The sequence below is a fragment of the Micromonospora sp. CA-263727 genome (assembly GCF_050942455.1).
GTDB lineage: Bacteria > Actinomycetota > Actinomycetes > Mycobacteriales > Micromonosporaceae > Micromonospora.
In genome coordinates this window covers 3,541,365-3,560,493 of the sequence record NZ_CP192031.1, presented here as the reverse complement: position 1 = coordinate 3,560,493, position 19,129 = coordinate 3,541,365, and the positions used below count along the sequence as shown (strand labels likewise).

General features: G+C 72.9%; 17 protein-coding genes. 6 read left to right on the top strand and 11 right to left on the bottom strand.

From position 1 onward, the window contains the following. Positions 1–80: 80 nt before the first annotated feature. Positions 81–1,244, bottom strand: a complete 1,164-nt coding sequence (locus ACQPYA_RS15680) for a geranylgeranyl reductase family protein (protein ID WP_433533339.1) — start codon at positions 1,242–1,244, stop codon at positions 81–83. Between the two features lie 136 nt (positions 1,245–1,380). Here ACQPYA_RS15680 and ACQPYA_RS15675 point away from each other — a divergent pair, with 136 nt between their 5' ends. Then, entirely contained in the window at positions 1,381–1,617 is a 237-nt protein-coding gene (locus ACQPYA_RS15675) for a hypothetical protein (protein ID WP_433533338.1), read from the top strand. 62 nt (positions 1,618–1,679) lie between these two features. After that, positions 1,680–3,137 carry an MFS transporter gene (locus ACQPYA_RS15670; protein ID WP_433533337.1) on the top strand — a complete coding sequence of 486 codons (1,458 nt, stop codon included), beginning with the start codon at positions 1,680–1,682 and terminating at the stop codon, positions 3,135–3,137. 91 nt (positions 3,138–3,228) lie between these two features. On the opposite strand, the gene ACQPYA_RS15665 is transcribed toward ACQPYA_RS15670, so the two are convergent. The 6 genes from ACQPYA_RS15665 to ACQPYA_RS15640 all read right to left on the bottom strand — a co-directional run bounded on the left by ACQPYA_RS15665 (position 3,229) and on the right by ACQPYA_RS15640 (position 9,206). Further along, positions 3,229–3,930, bottom strand: coding sequence for a hypothetical protein (locus ACQPYA_RS15665; RefSeq protein ID WP_433533336.1), 702 nt, complete (start codon positions 3,928–3,930; stop codon positions 3,229–3,231). Between the two features lie 211 nt (positions 3,931–4,141). Beyond that, entirely contained in the window at positions 4,142–5,383 is a 1,242-nt protein-coding gene (locus ACQPYA_RS15660; RefSeq protein ID WP_433533335.1) for a DUF3626 domain-containing protein, read from the bottom strand. Continuing rightward, entirely contained in the window at positions 5,362–5,991 is a 630-nt protein-coding gene (locus tag ACQPYA_RS15655) for an MBL fold metallo-hydrolase (protein ID WP_433533334.1), read from the bottom strand. Before ACQPYA_RS15655 ends, ACQPYA_RS15660 begins: the two co-directional genes overlap by 22 nt. Next, on the bottom strand, positions 5,991–7,076 hold the full coding sequence (locus ACQPYA_RS15650) for an S-(hydroxymethyl)mycothiol dehydrogenase (RefSeq protein ID WP_433533333.1): 1,086 nt from the start codon (positions 7,074–7,076) through the stop codon (positions 5,991–5,993). The genes ACQPYA_RS15655 and ACQPYA_RS15650 overlap by 1 nt, the downstream gene beginning before the upstream one ends. Next, entirely contained in the window at positions 7,073–8,503 is a 1,431-nt protein-coding gene (locus tag ACQPYA_RS15645; protein ID WP_433533332.1) for an MFS transporter, read from the bottom strand. The genes ACQPYA_RS15650 and ACQPYA_RS15645 overlap by 4 nt, the downstream gene beginning before the upstream one ends. Before the next feature lie 40 nt (positions 8,504–8,543). Continuing rightward, entirely contained in the window at positions 8,544–9,206 is a 663-nt protein-coding gene (locus ACQPYA_RS15640) for a GntR family transcriptional regulator (RefSeq protein WP_433533331.1), read from the bottom strand. Positions 9,207–9,377: 171 nt separating this feature from the next. On the opposite strand from ACQPYA_RS15640, the gene ACQPYA_RS15635 reads away from it, so the two are divergent. Then, positions 9,378–10,541, top strand: a complete 1,164-nt coding sequence (locus ACQPYA_RS15635) for a low temperature requirement protein A (protein WP_433533330.1) — start codon at positions 9,378–9,380, stop codon at positions 10,539–10,541. 15 nt (positions 10,542–10,556) lie between these two features. Here the strand turns inward: ACQPYA_RS15635 and ACQPYA_RS15630 are convergent, their stop codons facing one another. The 4 genes from ACQPYA_RS15630 to ACQPYA_RS15615 all read right to left on the bottom strand — a co-directional run bounded on the left by ACQPYA_RS15630 (position 10,557) and on the right by ACQPYA_RS15615 (position 14,271). After that, on the bottom strand, positions 10,557–11,426 hold the full coding sequence (locus ACQPYA_RS15630; RefSeq protein ID WP_433533329.1) for an SDR family NAD(P)-dependent oxidoreductase: 870 nt from the start codon (positions 11,424–11,426) through the stop codon (positions 10,557–10,559). Beyond that, entirely contained in the window at positions 11,419–12,903 is a 1,485-nt protein-coding gene (locus ACQPYA_RS15625; RefSeq protein ID WP_433533328.1) for a flavin-containing monooxygenase, read from the bottom strand. Before ACQPYA_RS15625 ends, ACQPYA_RS15630 begins: the two co-directional genes overlap by 8 nt. A 149-nt stretch (positions 12,904–13,052) precedes the next feature. Continuing rightward, entirely contained in the window at positions 13,053–13,655 is a 603-nt protein-coding gene (locus ACQPYA_RS15620; protein WP_433533327.1) for an MBL fold metallo-hydrolase, read from the bottom strand. 130 nt (positions 13,656–13,785) lie between these two features. Continuing rightward, a complete protein-coding gene (locus ACQPYA_RS15615) occupies positions 13,786–14,271 on the bottom strand; it encodes a MarR family winged helix-turn-helix transcriptional regulator (protein ID WP_433533326.1) in 486 nt (161 codons plus the stop codon). A gap of 107 nt (positions 14,272–14,378) precedes the next feature. On the opposite strand from ACQPYA_RS15615, the gene ACQPYA_RS15610 reads away from it, so the two are divergent. The 3 genes from ACQPYA_RS15610 to ACQPYA_RS15600 all read left to right on the top strand — a co-directional run bounded on the left by ACQPYA_RS15610 (position 14,379) and on the right by ACQPYA_RS15600 (position 19,067). After that, complete coding sequence (locus tag ACQPYA_RS15610; RefSeq protein WP_433533325.1) at positions 14,379–16,103, top strand: LLM class flavin-dependent oxidoreductase; 1,725 nt, start codon at positions 14,379–14,381, stop codon at positions 16,101–16,103. Between the two features lie 386 nt (positions 16,104–16,489). Beyond that, positions 16,490–17,674: a TerB family tellurite resistance protein gene (locus ACQPYA_RS15605; RefSeq protein ID WP_433533324.1), complete on the top strand. Its 1,185-nt coding sequence runs from the start codon at positions 16,490–16,492 to the stop codon at positions 17,672–17,674. Beyond that, positions 17,664–19,067 (top strand): hypothetical protein, encoded by a 1,404-nt coding sequence (locus ACQPYA_RS15600; protein ID WP_433533323.1) that lies wholly within the window; start codon positions 17,664–17,666, stop codon positions 19,065–19,067. Before ACQPYA_RS15605 ends, ACQPYA_RS15600 begins: the two co-directional genes overlap by 11 nt. Positions 19,068–19,129: the final 62 nt, after the last annotated feature.

Sequence of the window (19,129 nt, the reverse complement as noted above, 5' to 3'; positions counted from 1 at the left end):
GGTCTTCGGCCCTTCACCGGTGTGAGTCACTCGCCGTCTCCGCTTGGCCGCGTGGCGGTGGTCACCGCCCGTAGGGCATCCTAGGATCCTGGATGGCTACCGAGGGGGCTCCGGCGCGGGCCGGGCAGGCGGTCCGCCAGGGCCAGGGCCGCTCGCGTCGACGGCCGTCCCACCAACTCGTCGAACTCGGCCCGGCCCCGGCAGAACCGGGTGAACGCCCGCCAGCCCGGCGGCGTGGCCACCAGCGCGTGGCAGAGCTCCGGGCGCCGGGAGAAGACGTCGAGCAGCCGGAACCCGGCCCGCATGGACGGCACCAGCCGCTCGGTCACCGCCCGTTCGTAGCCGGCGAGGTCGCCGTCGGCAACCGCGTCACCGGCCAGCTCACCGGAGCGCAGCGCGTAGCTGATCCCCTCCCGGGTCCACGGTTCCAGCAGCCCGGCGGCGTCCCCGGCGACCAGCACCCGGCCCCGACGCAGCGGCGAGTCGTCGGCCCGGCACCGGGTCAGGTGCCCCGAGTCGTACGCCGGCGGCACCCCGGCCAGGCCGAGCCGGTCCACGAAGCGGCGCAGGTACTCCCGGGTCCGCTCCCCCGCACCCCGACCGGCGATCACCCCGACCGTCAGCCGGTCGTCCTTCGGGAACACCCAGGCGTACGAGCCGGGCAACGGGCCCCAGTCCAGCAGCAGCCGGTGCCGCCAGCGGGCCAACTGCCGCGGCGACACCGGCAGTTCCAGCTCCAGCCCGAGATCCACCTGCCGGTACCGCACCCCGACGTGGCGCGCGCTCACCCCGGAGGTACCGTCGGCGCCGACCACCGTACGGGCGAGGACCGTCCCACCATCGGCCAGTCGCAGGCGTACGGCCTCGGGGTTCTGTTCCACCGCGCGGACCGCGACCCGCTCGCGGACCTCGGCGCCGGCGGAGACCGCGGCGGCCCGCAGCCGGTCGTCGAACTCCTCCCGGCGCACCATGCTCACCAGCGGTCCCGCCGCGTGCCGCCGGGTGAAGCCGCATCGCCCGTCCAGGGTGAAGGTGACCCGGTCGACCAGGTCGTGGGCGGGCACCTCGATCCGCCCGGCCAGCGCGGCGAGCGAGCTGCCGGTCAACCCGCCGCCGCAGGTCTTGTACCGCGGATGCGCGGCCCGCTCGACGACCAGCGTGCGTACCCCGCGACGGGCGGCGACGAAGGCGGCGGAGAGCCCCGCCGGGCCACCGCCGATCACCACGAGTTCCCAGACGGTCACCGGTGCAGCGTAAGTCGGCGGACCCGTCGGGCGGGGACGACGTGACCAGCGATCGGGCGCGCATCTTCGGCCGGCCAGGGGGTAACCGCGCGGCGCAGACCGCCTGCCACAGGCGGGAGAACGTGAGGAGGAAACCATGCAGCAGGTGCAGCTGTCGGACGTCGAGGCTCGGGTTTACGACGCGGTGGCGGCCCTGGAGTCGCGCGGGCAGGTCCCCTACCCCGACATGATCGCCCAGGAGTGCGGCCTCACCGAGGAGCAGTTGCAGACCCCGCTGCATCTGCTCACCGAGAAGAACCTGCTGCACCGGGAGGACTCGCCGATGTCCGGGCTCGACTTCGGTCCGCGGTTCTGCGCCCAGCAGCTGGCCTGACGGGCGACACGTCCCGGCAAGGCGGGGTAGCGCTCGACGACACGTGATCGACGGGGGACACGATGGCTCGGGCGGGGACGAAAGGGTCGGCCAACCCCGAGGCGTACGACGAGCGGCGGCGGTGGCAGGCGCTCGCCGTCGGGCTGGTCGCGACGTTCATGACGCTGCTCGACGTGAGCATCGTCAACGTGGCCATCCCGTCACTGGAACGCGCCCTGCACGCGAACCCCAGCGAACTGCAGTGGGTGCTCTCCGGGTACGCGCTGACCTTCGGGTTGGCGCTGGTGCCGGCCGGCCGGTTCGGTGACATCCGGGGCCGGCGCGACGTCTTCGTCTTCGGCATCGCCCTGTTCACGTTGACCAGCGCGCTGGCCGGGCTGGCCCAGTCCCCCGGCTGGCTGGTCGCCGCCCGGCTGCTTCAGGGTGCCGCCGCCGGGGTGGTGAACCCACAGGTGACCGGTCTGATCCAGCAGCTGTTCCAGGGCCCGGCGCGGGCCAAGCCGTTCGGGATCTTCGGTGCCACCATCGGCATCTCCACCGCGGTCGGGCCGCTGCTCGGCGGCCTGCTGATCGCCGCCGGCGGGCCGGAGCACGGCTGGCGGTGGGTCTTCTTCGTCAACGTTCCGGTCGGAATCGTCGCGGTGATCCTCGGTTGGCGGCTGCTGCCCGGCCGGGTCACGTCCCGGACCGCGCAGCGCCGGCTGGACCCGGTCGGCGTGCTGCTGCTCGGCGTGGGCGTGACGCTGGTGCTGCTGCCGCTGGTGCAGCACGCGCAGTGGCACGGCTGGGCCAAGTGGCTGCTCATCCCCGCCGGCCTGATCTCGCTGGTCGGCTTCTGGCGCTGGGAGCGGCGGTACGCGCGGCAGGGCCCGCCGCTGTTCGACGTACGCCTGTTCGACCACCAGTCGTACACGCTGGGCTCGCTGATCGCGCTGTTCTACTTCGGCGGGTTCACCGCGATCTTCTTCATCTTCACGCTCTACCTACAGACCGGCCTCGGCTACAGCGCGCTCGTCGCCGGCCTGGCGATCACCCCGTTCGCGCTCGGCTCCGCCGTCTCGGCCACGATCGGCGGACGGATCGTCAACCGGTTCGGCCGGCCGCTGGTCACCGTCGGCCTGCTGGCCGTGGTGGCCGGTCTCGGCCTGGTGGCTCTCGCCATCGAAGTGGCACCACACGCCCCCGTCCCCTGGGTGACCGCGGCTCCGCTGCTGGTCGCCGGGCTCGGCAGCGGTCTGGTGATCGCCCCGAACCAGACGCTGACCCTCTCGCAGGTGCCGGTCCCGCAGGCGGGCAGCGGCGCGGGCATGCTCCAGACCGGCCAGCGCATCGGCTCGGCGGCCGGCATCGCCGCCGTCGGGTCGGTCTTCTTCTCGACGGTGGGCAGCGGAGGCAACGACTGGACGAAGGCGTTCGAGCGATCGCTGCTGCTGGGCGCCGGGATCATCGCGCTGGCCCTGCTCGCTGCCCTGCTCGACACCGCCCGCCACCACCGCCAGCAAGGAAGGGCCCCCTCTTAACGCCTGGCGTAGAGCAGGGGCCCCCTATTAACAAACGGTCCCGGTTGGCGAGCGGCCGGGCCGGTCCCGAGTGGGGCCGGCCCGGCCGGTGTCACCAGAGCTGGGAGACGACGTCTGCCGCCTGGTCCTCCCACTGCGCATAGTGGAACGGGTAGGCCGAGACCTGCACGGTCTGCGCCGCGGTGGTCAGCGGCATGTCCCGCCAGCCGCGGACGTTCTTGAGCGCCTCGAAGAACGCGGTCGAGGAGTACTCCGGATCGGTGATCTGGTCCTCGGTGCCCCAGCCGCTGGACGGACGCTGCTGGAACAGGCCCTGCGAGTCGTGGTCGTTGTACGCGCCCAGGTGGCCGAGGTTGTAGAGCTTCGACTCCTGTAGCGCGGTGGCGACGCCGATCACCGCACCCCGCTCCCCGACGCCGGTCTCCTTGGCCACCTCGACGATGGTCTTGGCGTTGCTGCGCTGTGCGTTGTCGAGCGGGACGCGCGACTGCGCGCCCTGCGTGCCGTACGGGACCAACTCGTCGCGGGTGGGCTTGGCTGCCTCCGACGTGTCGGTGTCGGAGGCGGCGCTGCCTGCGGTGCTCTGCCCGGATTCGGTCCTGGTGGTCCGGCCGGTGGCCCTGTCGATCGCCGCCACGGCACCCTCGTGCGGGCCGGTGGTGATCGGTGCGGCGACGGCGGTCGGGCCGAAGGCCAGCCCGGCGAGGGCCGTCACGCCCACCACGCTCACGGCGGTTTTCCGGTTCGGGTTCGTCGCGATGGCCGGGAGCCATCGAGTGAAGTCCCACTTCACGATGGTTGCCCTTTCGATCGTTACGAGCCGCTCGGGGTTGAGCCGCTCTCGGGGGAACTGCGCGGACGCCGGTCGAGGTTTGCGTGCCGGCGCTATGGGGGACACAACCTGGCTGATCTGTCGGGCATTCCGGAAATGCCCGGGCCACCCGTTGCTGCGATCCGCATCACCCCGGAGGCCACGCAGGCGATCCCCGCCGGGCACGAACCGGTCAGACGTCGTACGGGGTGCCGAACCGGACCAGGACGTGCCAGAGCTGCTTGAGATGCTGGAGAGTGTCCGCGGTCGGGCCGCGATCGGCCCACCGGCCCGGCTCCGTCACCACCGACGCCGCGGCGCGGCCGATCAGGGCGGCGTGCAGCGGCTCCCCCGGCCGGGCGAAACCGGCGTGCACCCGGGCCGCCAGCAGCGGAACGGCCGGTCCCCGGAACCCGGCGTCGACCCGGTGCGCGGGCAACGCGAACCCGGCGTGCCAGCGCAGCGGGAACCCGTACCGGCGGGCGAGCGCGGCGAGCGTCGCCCCGGTGCCGGTGCCACCGAACGAGGGGTCGGCGACCAGCTCCAGCACGTCCCCGGCCAGCCGGATCTCGCCGTGGACCTGCGCCTCGACGTAGTCGTCGAGGGCACGCCCGGCGGCCCGGGGCACGCCGGCGACGTCCTCCCGGCGGGTCAGCAGTTCGCCGGTGAGGGCGACCAGATCCATGTCCGGCCGCCCGAGGCTGACGCCGGTGGCGGCGGTCGCCGCGATCAAAGCGGCCAGCACCGGCTCGACCACGTCGACCGTGCCGACATCCCGCGGGCCGAGGTGGCTGTCGCCGAAACAGAACGTGCTGCGGACCAGCGCCTCGGGTCGCAGCCGCAGATGGCAGGAGCCGAACCGGGGGCAGGCGCCGTCCGGGTGGTCGAGCAGGTTGAGGCCGCCGTACTTCGGCCGCTCCGCCGGGCGTACGCCCGGTCGCTGGTACGCGCCGCCGAACAGGCGCTGTTCCCAGCGGTCCCGGTCGCCGCCGGGGTACGCGCTCAGCCCGCCGTTGGAGATCCCCGTCTCGAACTGGCTGCGGTAGACGCCCTCGGTGGCGAGCGCTTCGGCGACCGTCCGCCCGTCGGCGAGCAGCCGGTCGGGATGGAAGTTGAGGGTGACCCGGCCCGCCCGCGCGAACGCCGCCACGAGTCGTTCCCAGTCGTGCCGTACGCCGGTGCCGGCGAGCGCCCGGCCGATGCGGGCCAGGGCCGTCGGGCGGGCGTCCAGCGCCACCGCCCGGACGTGCCGCAACGCGGCGCGCTGGGCCGGGGTCAGGTGCGGGGGTGGCGCGGCGGGCACGTCGCCGGTGTCGAGGGTCGGCGCGCCGCCGCGGCCCGGATTCCGGGCGCGGCGGCGCGGGTTTCGGGCGCGGCGGCGCGGTGCCGGTGTGGTCAGGGCGCCGCCGCCGGTCAGTGTCCGCGGGCCAGCCACTGGGGCAGCTGCGGCGCCTCGGCGCCGATGGTGGTGCTGTCGCCGTGGCCGGTGTGCACGACGGTCTGCGGCGGCAGGGTGAGCAGCCGGTCCCGGATCGAGCCGACGATGGTGTCGAAGTCGCTGTACGAGCGGCCGGTGGCCCCCGGCCCGCCGGCGAACAGGGTGTCGCCGGTGAACACGACGTCGAGCGCGGGAGCGTGCAGGCAGCACGCGCCGGGGCTGTGCCCGGGGGTGTGCAGCACCCGCAGCGCGGCGCCGCCCACCTCGATCGTGTCGCCGTGGTGCAGTTCCCCGCCGGGCGGCTCGTCGGGGTGCACCATGTCCCACAGCACCCGGTCGGCGGGGTGCAGCAGCACCGGCGCGCCGGTGGCGCGGGACAGTTGCGGGGCGACCCGGACGTGGTCGTCGTGGGCGTGGGTGGCGAGGATCGCGGTGACCCGACGGCCCGCCACCACGGCGAGGATGGCGTCCACGTCGTGCGGGGCGTCGACGACGACGCACTCGGTGTCGTCGCCGACCACCCAGACGTTGTTGTCGACGTCGAAGGTCTGCCCGTCGAGGGAGAAGGTGCCGGAGGTGACGGTGTGGGCGATACGGGCGGGCATCAGAAGACCACCACCGAGCGGAGCACGTCGCCGCGGTGCATCCGGGCGAACGCCTCCTCCACCCCGTCGAGCGGGATCTCCTCGGTGACGAAGGCGTCCAGGTCGAGGCGGCCCTGTAGGTAGAGCTCGGTGAGCATCGGGAAGTCGCGGCTGGGCAGGCAGTCGCCGTACCAGCTGGATTTCAGCGCTCCGCCCCGGCCGAAGACGTCCAGCAGGGGCAGCTCGATGCGCATCTCGGGGGTGGGTACGCCGACCAGCACGACGGTGCCGGCCAGGTCCCGGGCGTAGAACGCCTGCTTCCAGGTCTCCGGTCGACCGACCGCGTCGATCACCACGTCGGCGCCGAAGCCGCCGGTGGCGGCCTGGATCTCGGCCACCGGGTCGGCCTCGGAGGCGTTGACGGTGTGCGTGGCGCCGAACTTGCGGGCCCAGTCGAGTTTGCGGGTGTCGGTGTCCACCGCGATGATCGTCGTCGCGCCGGCCAGCGCCGCGCCGGCCACCGCCGCGTCGCCGACACCGCCGCAGCCGATCACCGCCACCGAGTCGCCGCGGGTCACCCCGCCGGTGTTCATCGCCGCGCCGAGGCCGGCCATCACCCCGCAGCCGAGCAGACCGACCGCGGCCGGCCGGGCCGCCGGGTCCACCTTGGTGCACTGGCCGGCGTGCACCAGGGTCTTCTCGGCGAACGCGCCGATGCCCAGCGCCGGGGAGAGTTCGGTGCCGTCGGTGAGGGTCATCTTCTGGGCGGCGTTGTGGGTGGCGAAGCAGTACCAGGGGCGACCGCGCCGGCAGGCCCGGCACACCCCGCAGACCGCCCGCCAGTTGAGCACCACGAAGTCACCCGGCGCGACCGCCTCGACGCCCGCGCCGACCTGCTCGACGATGCCGGCCGCCTCGTGGCCCAGCAGGAACGGGTATTCGTCGTTGATGCCGCCCTCGCGGTAGTGCAGGTCGGTGTGGCAGACCCCGCAGGACTGCACCCGCACCACCGCCTCGCCGGGCCCGGGATCGGGCACCACGATATCGGTGACCTCGACGGGTGCACCCTTGCTGCGGGAGATGACTCCCTTGACCTGCTGGCTCACGATCTCCTCCTCGTCCGCGTCGGCGCGCCGCGCCGACGCCGTCGCACTGCGGCATCGCCCGGCGGGCGGCGGCGCCAACGATCACTCCCGCTGGCGAACCTACCGCCGCCGGGGCGGGCCGGCACAGCTTCTGGGCGGCTGGTCGACGCGGCCGGCCCGCCGTCGTGGCGACGGGCGGCGTTGCGCCAGCGCAGCACCTGCACCGCGCCGACCGCCCAGAGCACGTACTGCACGGCGAACGCCCAGCGGTACGCGGCCAGGGCGGGGGCCTCCTGCCCGGACGGGGTGGCCAGGTCCAGCACCACGCCGACCGCGAGGATCAGCAGGATCGAGGCGACGAAGCCGCCGACGTTGACGATGCCGGTGGCGCTGCCGATCCGGCTGACCGGGTTGAAGGTCCGGGCGTAGTCGAAGCCGATCATCGAGCCCGGCCCGTTCAGCGCCAGGATCAGCACCAGGACGACCAGCAGCCAGCCGGGTGCCGGTCCGGGCCAGACGAGCAGCACCGTCCAGATCCCGGCGGTGAGGCCGGTGATGCCGAAGACCAGCACCGAGCGGCGCCTCGGGTACCGGCTGCACAGGTACGCGATCGCCGGCCCGGCGAGCAGCATGGCGAGGGTCATCACGGTGAGCAGGGACGCCGCGGCGGTCGGGGTGAGCCCCTGCCCCTGCACCAGGAACGGGAAGCCCCACAGCAGCGCGAAGACGGTGCCGGAGAACTGGGTGACGAAGTGCGTCCAGAGCCCCAGCCGGGTACCGGGGTGCGCCCAGGCGGCGGCGAGCCGGCCCCGGTCCGCGGCCGGCGACGCCCCGGTGGCGGGCCGGGTGCCGGGGTGCGGGGAGTCGCGGACCGCAGCGGCGGCCACCAGCAGCACCGCCGCCCCCAGTCCCGCGGCGGTCAGGAAGGCGGTGGTCCAGCCGGTGTGGTGCAGCAGCGCCACCAGTGGCACGGCGCCGAGGACCGCGCCGAGTTGGCCGAGCGTGCCGGTCAGCTGGACCAGCAGCGGGTTGCGGCGGCCCGGGAACCAGTACGCGACGATCCGCAGCACGCTGATGAAGCTCATCGCGTCGCCGAGGCCGACCAGGACCCGGCCGGCCACGGCGAGGCGGACGTCGGTGGCGAGGGCGAAGCAGAGTTGACCGGCGACCATCAGGGCGCCGCCGGTGATCAGGAGCCGGCGTGAGCCGTACCGGTCCAGCAGTACCCCGACGGGCACCTGCATCAGCGCGTACACGGCGAGTTGGGCGACGCTGAAGGTGGCCAGCGTCGCCGCGCTGACCTCGAAGCGGTGCGCGGCGTCCACCCCGGTGACGCCGAGCGAGCTGCGGTGGAACACGGCCGCGATGTACGCGCTGAGCGCCACCGACCAGACCAGCACGGCCCGTCCGCGCGGCACTTCCGGTCGGGCGCTGGCCGGGTCGGTCATGCCGGCACAGGGCTGGGCCGGTGGTTCGGTTGGCGCCGGCTCATCGCGGGCCCAGGAACACGCGCGCGGCGGTGTCGATGTGCGCGGCCACCGCGGCGAGCCAGGGCTGTGGATCGTCGGCGTCGAGGGCAGCCAGTTGGGCGGCGTGCTCGGCGAGCGCCACCTCGGCCCAGGCGGGCGAGAGCCGGAAGCTCGCCCGGGCCATCCGCAGTTGCCGGTCGCGCAGTCGCTGGTACAGCTCGGCGAGGATCTCGTTGCCCGCCGCGTCCACGACGGTGGCGTGGAACGCCCGGTCGGCGGCCATCAGGGTGGCCAGGTCACCGGCGGCGTGCGCGGCGCGCATCTCGGCCAGCCGAGCGGCCAGGTTGGCGCGGATCTCGGCACGCCGTGGCCAGACCCGCTCGGCGGCGTGCACCTCGACCAGCCGCCGGGCCTCGACCACGTCGGCGATCTCGCGGGCCGAGACCGGCAGGATCAGCGCGCCCCGCTTGGGATAGAGCCGGACCAGCCCCTCGGCCTCCAGCCGCAGCAGCGCCTCCCGCACCGGGGTACGGGAGACCCCGGTCGCCTCGGCGACCTCGCCCTCGCTGACCAGCGTGCCACCGGGATGCAGCTGTTCGAGGATGGCGCGTTTCAGGTGGCGGTAGGCGCGTTCGGCGGCCGAGAGCGTGGTGACCGGGCCGGCCACCGACGGATGCGTCATGTATCTATGATGCCGTCCGCGCGGTGACGCGCGTCCTCCGGGGTGCCGGAATCGACCACGACGAGGCGCGCAGCGCACCTATGGTGTGGCTGAGCCGCCCCGCGTGGGGGCAGGCGCGGGCCAGACTCAGCGCCCGGCGCGCCGGCGAGGACGGCACGAGGGAGTGTCCAGGTGACCGAGAGCGCCACCCCGCGCCCGTGGTACCGCCGGATGCGGCCCCGCCGGCCGAACGAGCCGCACCGGTCGGCGACGCCGCTGGAACTCTTCTTCGACCTGTGCTTCGTGGTCGCCGTGACCCAGGCCGCCGGAGAGCTGCACGACGCTCTGGTGGCCGGTCGCCCCGGCCACGCCATGCTCAGCTACCTGACGGTGTTCTTCGCGATCTGGTGGGCCTGGACGAACTTCACCTGGTTCTCCTCGGCGTACGAGACCGACGACGACGTGTACCGGGTCACCACCCTGGTGCAGATCGCCGGGGCGCTGATCCTGGCCGCCGGAGTGCCGCCGGCCTTCGAGAGCGCCGACTTCGCCACCGTGACCCTCGGGTACGTGGTGATGCGGCTGGCCACCGTCGCCAACTGGATGCGGGCCGCCACCAGCGATCCCCGTCACCGCGGCACCGCCCTGCGGTACGCCGCCGGGGTGGCCCTGGTGCAGCTCGGTTGGGCGGTGCGGCTGCTGCTGCCCACCGATGTCGGCCTGCTCTCCTTCCTGCTGCTCGCCGTCGCCGACCTGCTGGTGCCGGTGTTCGCCGAACGCGCCGGGATGACCTCGTGGCATCCGCGACACATCGCCGAACGCTACGGGCTGTTCACCCTGATCGTGCTCGGTTACGTGGTGCTCGCCATCACCGTCGCGGTGCAGACCGGCGTGGACGCCGGGGACGAGGGCCTCTGGCCGGTCGCCGTCGCCGGCACCGCGATCGTCTTCGCCCTCTGGTGGCTCTACTTCGACCGGCCGGTGGGCCTGCCGGCCCGGCTGGCTCGCGGCCTGGCCTGGGGATACGGGCACTACTTCGTCTTCGCGGGCGTCGCCGCGGTGGGTGCCGGGGTGGCGGTGGCGATCGACCGCCAGCGTCACCCCGGGCAGGTCGGCGCGCTGCTCGCCGGGTACGCCGTGGCCGTGCCGGTGGCGGTCGTCCTGCTGGTGCTCTGGGCGCTCCGCATCCTGCCGCATCGGCAACGGGTGGTCCGGGTGGCGATACCGCTGACCGCGGTGGTGGTGCTGTTCACCCCACTGTCGTCGATCTCGGTGTACCTGGTGGCGGCACTGCTGGTCGCCCTGGTGGCGCTGGTCAGCTGGGCGTCGACGCGGCGTACGCCGGCCGGCGGCTGAGGGTGCTCGGCGTACTCACACCGGCGTGCGGGCCGGCGCGGCGGCGCGCGGCTGCCGGTCGTCGACCTGGCGGCCGGCGAGGCGCAGCAGGCGACCGTGACCGACCGGCGCGATCCGGGCCAGCAGGTCCAGCAGCCTCGCCGACCCGCCGACCAGGACGCGGGAACGCCGGCGGGCGACGCCACGCAGGATGCGCTCGGCGGCGGTGGCCGGGTCGATGGTGAGCAGCCGCTCGAAACGCTGGCGGGCGGCGTCGTGGCCGGCACGGTCGACCACGCCGCTGCCCACCCGGGCGTCGCGGGCGATGCGGGTACGGATGCCGCCGGGATGTACGCAGGTGACGCCGATGCCGTCGGCGGCCAGCTCGTGCCGCAGCGCCTCGGTGAAGCCGCGGACGGCGAACTTGCTGGCCGCATAGGCGACCTGGCCCGGCGGCGCGATCAGCCCGAACAGGCTGGAGATGGTGACCAGATGCGCGCCGGGCTCGGCCTTGAGCGCCGGCAGCAGCGCATGGGTCAGCTGCGCCACCGCCCGGAAGTTGACGTCGACGACCCAGCTGAACTCGTCGAGGGTCACCTCGTCGAACCGGCCGCCGAGGGCCACCCCGGCGTTGTTGACCAGCAGCCGGATCCGGGGATGCCGGTCACGGATCTCGGTGGCGAGGAGCGCGGTGGCGGCCGGGTCGGCCAGGTCCACCAGGTGGGTCGCCACCGGTCCCCCGGTGGCCCGGATCTCGGCAGCCACCGCGTCGAGGCGTCCGGCGTCCCGGTCGACCAGGACCAGCGCGCTGCCCCGGCGGGCCAGGCCGTGCGCCAGGGCGGCGCCGATGCCGCCGGCCGCGCCGGTGACCACGGCCGTGCCGTTGGTGAAGTCGAACCTACGCATCGAGGGAACTCCTTGCTGCCTCATGCGCCCGGGTGAACCGGACGCCCGGGTCGGTGAGTCGCCCGTACCGCATGAGCAGCAGGTCACGGACGTAGTTCTGGTGCACCCGCCAGGGCCCCCGATGTCCCTGCCGGGGCAGCTGACCGATGCTGCGCCGCACGTACCCGGCGGTGAGACCGATCAGCGGGGCGCGTGGGCCGTCCGGCGGGGCGAGCGGGGTCACCACCTGCGTGCCGGTGCGGTCCAGGTGACGCAGCAGCCGGCACACGTACCCGGCGACGAGGTCGGCCTTGAGCGTCCAGGAGGCGTTGGTGTAGCCGAGGGTCATCGCGAAGTTCGGCACGCCGGAGAGCATCATCCCCTTGTACGCGACCGTCTGCGGCAGGTCCACGTCCACGCCGTCCACCCGTAGCGTCATCCCGCCGAGGGCGAGCAGGTCGAGCCCGGTGGCGGTGACGATGACCTCGGCCGGCAGCTCCTCACCGGAGGTGAGCCGCAGGCCATGCTCGGTGAACGCCTCGACGGTGTCGGTGACCACGTGGGCGCGCCCGTCGGCCAGGGCGGCGAACAGGTCCCCGTCGGGGACGATGCAGAGCCGCTGGTCCCACGGGTCGTAGCGGGGTGCGAAGTGCCGGTCGACGTCGTAGCCGGCCGGCAGCCGCCGGGCGACGGCCCGACGCAGCAGCCTCCTCACCAGCCCGGGGGCACGCCGGCTGAGCTGGTAGGTGGCGGTGGCGAGCAGCACGTTCTTGCCCCGCACGGCCGCGTACGCCAGTCGCGGCGGCAGCCGGCGGCGCAGCGTGTCGGCGAGCGCGTCGCGCGAGGAGAGCGCCAGCACGTAGGTGGGTGAGCGTTGCAGCATGGTCACCTGGGCGGCCCGCTCGGCCAACGCCGGGACCAGGGTCACCGCGGTGGCTCCACTGCCGATCACCACCACCCGCCGGCCGGTGTGGTCGAGGTCGGCCGGCCAGTGCTGCGGGTGCACGATCCGCCCGGCGAAGCGTTCCTGCCCGGCGAAGTGCGGGGTGTGGCCGGCCTCGTAGCGGTAGTAGCCGGTGCAGGCGACGAGGAAGGCGCAGGTGAGCACGACCGTCTCGGCGGTGTCGTCGCGGCGGGCGTGCACCGTCCAGCGGGCCAGCCGGCCGTCCCACTCGGCGCGCGCCACCCGGTGCCGGAAGCGGATGTGCCGGGTGACGTCGTGCTGGTCGGCGGTGCGGCGGAGGTAGTCGCGGATGGTCCCGCCGGCGGCGATCGCCGTCGTCCCGGTCCACGGCGCGAAGGAGTAGCCGAGGGTGAACATGTCGGAGTCGGAGCGGATGCCGGGATAGCGGAACAGGTCCCAGGTGCCGCCGACGGCGTCGCGCGCCTCCAGCACCGCGTACGTCTTGTCGGGGCAGTTGCGCCGCAGGTGGCAGGCGGCCCCGATGCCGGACAGCCCGGCGCCCACGATGAGCACGTCGACGTGGTCGGTGGCCATCTCATCTCCCGCTCGCGAGGTGGTGCACCCCGGACCCTATCCTCCCTGCTCGCCCCGGTCTCGCGGTCCACGGTGGACCGGGCGGTGGCACGCACCTGGGGTGCCGCGGGGGCCGGGGCGTACGGTCCGCTTCCGGCGCGGTGGCGGGGTCAGGCCGTCTCGCCGGGGGCCAGGTGGCGATAGCCGGGGACGGTCTCGGTGAACCAGCCGTTGACGCTGGCCAGGCCGCGTTCGTTGAGCTGGGCGTCGTGGATCGCGAAGACCTCGGCCGCGCCGACCTCGGTGGCGAAGTCGATCGCCTCGGTCAGTTTGAGCCAGGACGCCTGCGCGGGGACGAGCAGCCGGCGCACCGGCCGTCCCGGCGGATGCAGCGAGTCGCCCGGGTGGTAGATCTCGTCGGCGACCAGGTAGCCGAGGTTGACGCAGTCGGGCTGGCCGCCGTGGATGGTGGCGTGCCGCCCGCCGACGGCGGTGACGTCGACACCGGCGGCGGTGAACCGCTCCCCGGCCCTGACCCGGGTCACCGGCAGCGGGGCCAGATCCGGCAGGACGGCGCCCTCCGGTGCGAAGACCGGCACGCCCAGGCCGGCCAGCCGCAGGACGTCGACGTGGTCGGCGTGCTCGTGGCTGACCAGTACGGCATCCGCGCCGGCCAGGGCGCGCGGCTCGCTCCACGTGCCCGGGTCGATGACCAGCACCCCGCCCTGGTGTTCGAGCCGGACGCAGGAGTGCGTGTACCTGGTGATCCGCATCCTCGGGACGGTAATGCTGTCTGGCTGGCGGCGCAGGGCGCTCCGGCGGCGCGGCGGAGGCGGGCCGGTCAGGTCCGGGTGGCGCGACGGCGGCGCCCCCGGGCGGATGGCGGAGGGTCCGCCGCCTGCGTCACCGCCTCGCAGAGGTCGGTGAGGGGTCGACCTGCTGGGCCGCGCAGGCCACCCGGCGTAGCAGCGCCCGCAGCGTGGCGTCCTCGTCGGGGGTGAGCGCCCGCAGCAGGCGCGACTCGACCCGGCGCAGCTCGTCGCGCCGTCGCCGCGCGGCCTCCCGGCCGGCCTCGGTGAGGGTGACCAGCCGGCTGCGCCGGTCGGCCGGGTCCGGCCGGCGCAGCACCAGCCCGTCGCGTTCCAGGTCGTCGATCAGGTACGTCATGACGGTCCGGTCGATGCCCAGTTCCTCGGCGATCGCGCCCTGGTTGCGAGCAGGCCGCCGGTCGGCGGCGGTGAGCACGTGGTATCCCCTCGGGCCGCCGGGGAGGTCGCCGACGGCGTGTTCGGCGGCCCGGATGTAGGCCCGGAAGGTCACGCCGAGCATCCACCCGAGGTCGTCGTTGATCGGGTCGGGACGGGGCTCGTCGCCCTGGGCGCCGTTCATCCCGCAAGGTTAGCGCAGGTCACAGATTTTATTGGGCAAAGATGTTCTGCTCGACATAACATATCCGGTGTGGTGATCGACGCCGCGCTACCGGAAGGAAGGCCGAGATGAGCGACTACGGGCACCCCCTGACCTTCGGGTCGTTCCTGACACCCGGCAACGCCGACCCGGCCCGACCGGTCGGTCTCGCCATGCTCTCCGAGCAGGTCGGGCTCGACCTGGTCACCTTCCAGGACCACCCGTACCAGCCCGCGTTCCTGGACACCTGGACGCTGCTCAGCTTCGTCGCGGCACGGACCGAACGCGTGCGCCTGGCCGCGAACGTCACCAACCTGCCGCTGCGCCCACCCGCCGTGCTGGCCCGCAGCGTCGCCAGCCTCGACCTGCTCAGCGGCGGCCGGCTGGAGCTGGGCCTGGGCGCCGGCGCGTTCTGGGACGCCATCGAGGCGATGGGCGGCCGACGCCTCTCCCCCGGTCAGGGGGTGCGGGCCCTGGAGGAGGCGATCGAGATCATCCGGCAGATCTGGGACGCCGACGCCCGCGGCGGCGTCCGGGTCGACGGCGAGTTCCACCGCGCGCTCGGCGCCAAGCGTGGCCCGGCCCCCGCCCACGACCTCGGCATCTGGCTGGGCGCCTACAAGCCGCGCATGCTCGCGCTGACCGGGCGTCGGGCCGACGGATGGCTGCCCTCGCTGGCCTACCTGCAACCCGGCGACCTGGCCAGGGGTAACGCCATCATCGACGACGCCGCCACCGGGGCCGGTCGCTCCGCGGCCGACGTGATCCGGCTGCTCAACATCAACGGGCGGTTCACGGCGACCGGTCGCGGCCCGCTGCACGGGCCGGCCGAGCAGTGGGCCGAGGAACTCGCCGACCTCGCCCTGACCGAGGGGATCAGCACCTTCATCCTCGGCAGCGACGACCCCGACGACCTGCGGCGCTTCGCCGCCGAGGTCGCCCCGGCCACCCGCGAACTGGTCGCCGCCGAACGCCCGACCGTCCACGGCGACGGGGCAGCCGGCGCGGCCGGCGTCTCGCCCAGCCCCGGCATCGTGGACCGCACGGCGCCGGGCGGCACGAGACCGGGCGGCGCGAGCAGCACGGGTGACGCGGCGGCGGGTGGCGGGGCGCGGGCCGAGTCCGCTGCGGCGGCACGGACCGGCGACCCGAGGCGCAGCGACGCGGCCGAGGAGGCGGGGCGCCCCGCGGCACGCCGGTCCGGCGTCGCCGCCGGACCGTTCGCCGTCGTGCCGACACCCGACGACGGCACCCGGCGCAGCGACGTGCGGGTGTGGGACGAATCGGAGCGGCCCGGCGGGCCGACGCCCGACCCGGAGCGCACCTACACCGCACACGAGCAGGCCGGCGCGCAGCACCTGATCGACGTGCACGACGGGCTGCGCGCCGAGTTGGCCCAGATCCACGACCTGATCGAACAGGTCGCCGCCGGGTTGATCGACGTGGGCACCGCCCGGTCACACATCAACACGATGACCATGCGACAGAACAAGTGGACGCTCGGCACCTACTGCGAGTCGTACTGCCGGGTGGTGACCACCCACCACACCATCGAGGACCGCTCGCTCTTCCCGCACCTGCGGCGGGCCGACCCCCGACTCAAGCCGGTCATCGACCGGCTCGAGGAGGAGCACCACGCCATCCACGACGTGCTGGAGGGCGTCGACCGGGCACTGGTCGCGTTCGTCGCCGCACCGGACGGGATGGCCGAGTTGCGCGCCGCGGTCGACCTGCTCAGCGACACCCTGCTGTCGCACCTGTCGTACGAGGAACGCGAACTGGTCGAGCCGATCGCCCGCCTGGGCGTGCACTGACCGCTCACCACCGGCTTACGCCGCGCGCTCCGGGGCCGCGAGGCAGCCGGGCAACCGCGCGGCACCGACGGACGGTACGAGCGTTCCGCCCAGGTCGAGGAGCAGCACGGGCGCGAACATCCCCGGTGGCACCGGCTGCCGATCCGCCCATCAGTCTCTGCGCGGCGCGATGATCGGCGGCCACGACCGCCCGTTCTGCGGTGCATGGTGCGACGTCGGCGCCGCTACGCTCAGCGGCCTCGGAGTGTCCAAGAAGGACGCATGACTCCCCCGGACCATCGGAAGCGCCAGGCCGTCCGGAAGCGCCACACGCCGGAAAGAGACAGGTCCGCGTGCATCCGGCGACAGACCAGCCCCGGTGGCATCCGCCAGAGGACGTGAAAGGGATGGCGATGGACCCTCGTGAAGTGGGGCTCGGACGGCTGAAGGGCCTTGCCGGCACCGCCGGACGGAAGGTCGCGGAGAGCACGAGCGCCGCGCGGCAGCGTGTCGCTGATGCTGCCGGCGATGCGCAGCAGCGAGCGAAGCAGTCCGCCGAGCAGGTGAAGGCGAAGGTCGCAGACGTCAAGGACAGCCTGTCGTCGCGATCGTCCCGCAACCGCGACGACACCGCAGACCTCTCCGCGCTCACCGTCGACGCGAAGCTGCTCTATTGCCGGGTGTTGGTGAGCCTGGCCCTGGTCGATGCGGTCCTCGATCCTCGCGAGATCGCGAACCTGTACCTGTTCGCCTCGACGATTGGTCTCGACGGCGAAGCACGATCGGAGTTGCGCGGTGAGATCACGGGGGCGCAACGCGTTGCCGCGAGCGACGCGGCGACCCGGGAGGACGCCGTGGATCTGGCCGGCGAGTTGCTCGACCTCCTCGACGAAGGCCAGCGCGAGCCGGTGTTCACGTTGCTGGTGCGCGATCTGGTGCGAGTCTCCCGGGCCGACAAGCACGCCGCGGAGACCGAGCGGGAGCAGATCCTGTTGGTCGGCAAACTGGTGTTCCCCGAGGCCGACAAGGTGGTTCAGGCAACCGAACGGCTGGTGAGCGCCGAAGAGGACTTCGCTTGCGGCAAGATCACGACCGGCCAGCTGGAGACCACCACCAAGGACATCGCTGCCAAGGCGGCCGCTTTCGGGGCCCCGATTGCTGCAGTCAGTCTTGCCGGCAGCGTCTCCGGTCTCGGCGGGGCGGGGATCACCTCGGGCCTGGCGGCCCTTGGTTTCGGGGGGCTGCTGGGGCTGAGCGCGATGGTCACCGGTATCGGCACGGTGGTGATCCTCGGGGTCGCCGTCCATCAGGGCGCGCGTTATGTGCTGGGCACCAACGAGCGGGAACGGGAGAAGCGACGCGAGCATCTGATTCAGCAGGTCATCAAGAGTCATCAGCAGGCGATGGCCGAGCTCACCGACGACATCGCCGGGCTCGCCCACCGGATGGCGGCGTACCTCAGCCAGAGCACCAGAAACGAGCAGCGACTGGCCCGGCTGAGGGCTGAGTTGGACGCCTTCCAACTGGCCCTGGTGGATTTGCAGGCCAGCCAGAACGCCTTCGAACGCCGGGAGCCGTTGCGTGCCCGGTGATCAGTTCTCGGCTGCTGCGGCGGTCGTTGCCTACCAGTCGGTCACCCTGACCGAACTGCGGGGCCTGGTCGACCAGGTCGACTTCGACTTCAGGGACGCGCTCAAGCGCGAACACCGTGTCGGCGACACCCTGGGCGGAGTCGAATCCGAGTTCGACGAGGTGCGCGCCCGTCTACGAGCGCTCGGCGTCTCGGTACCAGCTCCGGAGCCCCCACCGGACGCAGGAATCAGCGCGAGTTGGGAAACGCGGCGCTACCCCCGTTACACCGTGCCGGTCGTCCCGACCGAGGGCGACTTCGACCAACTCGTCACGCTTGCCGAAGCACGCTTGGACCTGTTGGGCATCGACCTGACCCGGGATCCGCTCCCGCAGGTTCTTCCCTCCAGCCAGATAGCTCGCAGCCTGCGCAGCTACGCCGACGAACATGGGGACATCAGTTGGGATCAGACCGACTGGATGGTCGTCATCAGTGCCGGGGTCCTCGCCACCCTCCTCGACGTGATCCTCGTCCGGATCCCCCAGGACTCCACCTTCCTAAGCGAGAAGTACGCGGGATCGCCCCTCACACAGTGGCTCAAGGACCATGACCGCGCAGGAGGGATCCACGACCAGTTCTTCAAGAGATTCGAGAAGCTGGCCAAAGTGCCCTATGACGCTCCCACCACGAAGGCCACCGGCGGCCTGGTCAGCGGCATGAGGCCGGGCACCCATCGGCTTCAGAGCCTCGGCCACGATCCAGCGCTGGGTTTCCTCTTCGGCGTGGCAGATCTCATGCATGGCACCGGCACCTACATCGACCGCGCAGGGCAATGGGTCCAGGTCGTCACCGACGCCGCCCCGATCGACCTGATCACCTCGCTCATCACCCAAGTGCGCCATCTACTGTCGGACATCTACACGCCTGCCGGCCTACAGCCCCCGCTCTTCACCCTGCTTCAACTCGGCCACGTCGACTCCCCGTTCGCTTTGGGCCCCTCCGGCGTCAAGGTGCCCTGGACCGACGTCGCCCGCTACATGTACACGCAGGGATACGACCTGCGCCATTTCTTCACGATGGGGATCACTCCTGGCGTCGTGTCCGCGATCATCCGGGGCCACTGGCTTCTCAACAGCTATGCCACCGGCGGCACCGGACGGCAACGGAAGCTGGAGCACGCCAAGCTCACCTCCATGCTGCTGCTCGGGCACGCCATTGCCGCCTCAGGCACGCTGCTCAAGACCGGGCTGCTGTTCGGCATGAACCCGGCCGCCCTCAACTACAACCAGATTCTCGCCATGGCGCCCGCCACCATCGCCTGGTTCAAAGAAGCCATCGCCCGCGACCACCGGATCAACCACGCCCTGGAGAAGGAGTGGGAAGCCCTCCTTGGCGAATCCAACGGGCAGATCTGACGTTCTCGCCTCCACCCTGCGCCAGGTCGCCGACACCTACGACACGGACCGGTGCCTCGCCC

Coding starts and splice junctions, on each gene's coding strand:
- ACQPYA_RS15675 (WP_433533338.1), top strand. CDS start 1,381: ATGCAGCAGGTGCAGCTGTCGGACGTCGAGGCTCGGGTTTACGACGCG.
- ACQPYA_RS15670 (WP_433533337.1), top strand. CDS start 1,680: ATGGCTCGGGCGGGGACGAAAGGGTCGGCCAACCCCGAGGCGTACGAC.
- ACQPYA_RS15655 (WP_433533334.1), bottom strand. CDS start 5,991: ATGCCCGCCCGTATCGCCCACACCGTCACCTCCGGCACCTTCTCCCTC.
- ACQPYA_RS15645 (WP_433533332.1), bottom strand. CDS start 8,503: ATGACCGACCCGGCCAGCGCCCGACCGGAAGTGCCGCGCGGACGGGCC.
- ACQPYA_RS15640 (WP_433533331.1), bottom strand. CDS start 9,206: ATGACGCATCCGTCGGTGGCCGGCCCGGTCACCACGCTCTCGGCCGCC.
- ACQPYA_RS15630 (WP_433533329.1), bottom strand. CDS start 11,426: ATGCGTAGGTTCGACTTCACCAACGGCACGGCCGTGGTCACCGGCGCG.
- ACQPYA_RS15625 (WP_433533328.1), bottom strand. CDS start 12,903: ATGGCCACCGACCACGTCGACGTGCTCATCGTGGGCGCCGGGCTGTCC.
- ACQPYA_RS15620 (WP_433533327.1), bottom strand. CDS start 13,655: ATGCGGATCACCAGGTACACGCACTCCTGCGTCCGGCTCGAACACCAG.
- ACQPYA_RS15615 (WP_433533326.1), bottom strand. CDS start 14,271: ATGAACGGCGCCCAGGGCGACGAGCCCCGTCCCGACCCGATCAACGAC.
- ACQPYA_RS15610 (WP_433533325.1), top strand. CDS start 14,379: ATGAGCGACTACGGGCACCCCCTGACCTTCGGGTCGTTCCTGACACCC.
- ACQPYA_RS15605 (WP_433533324.1), top strand. CDS start 16,490: ATGGCGATGGACCCTCGTGAAGTGGGGCTCGGACGGCTGAAGGGCCTT.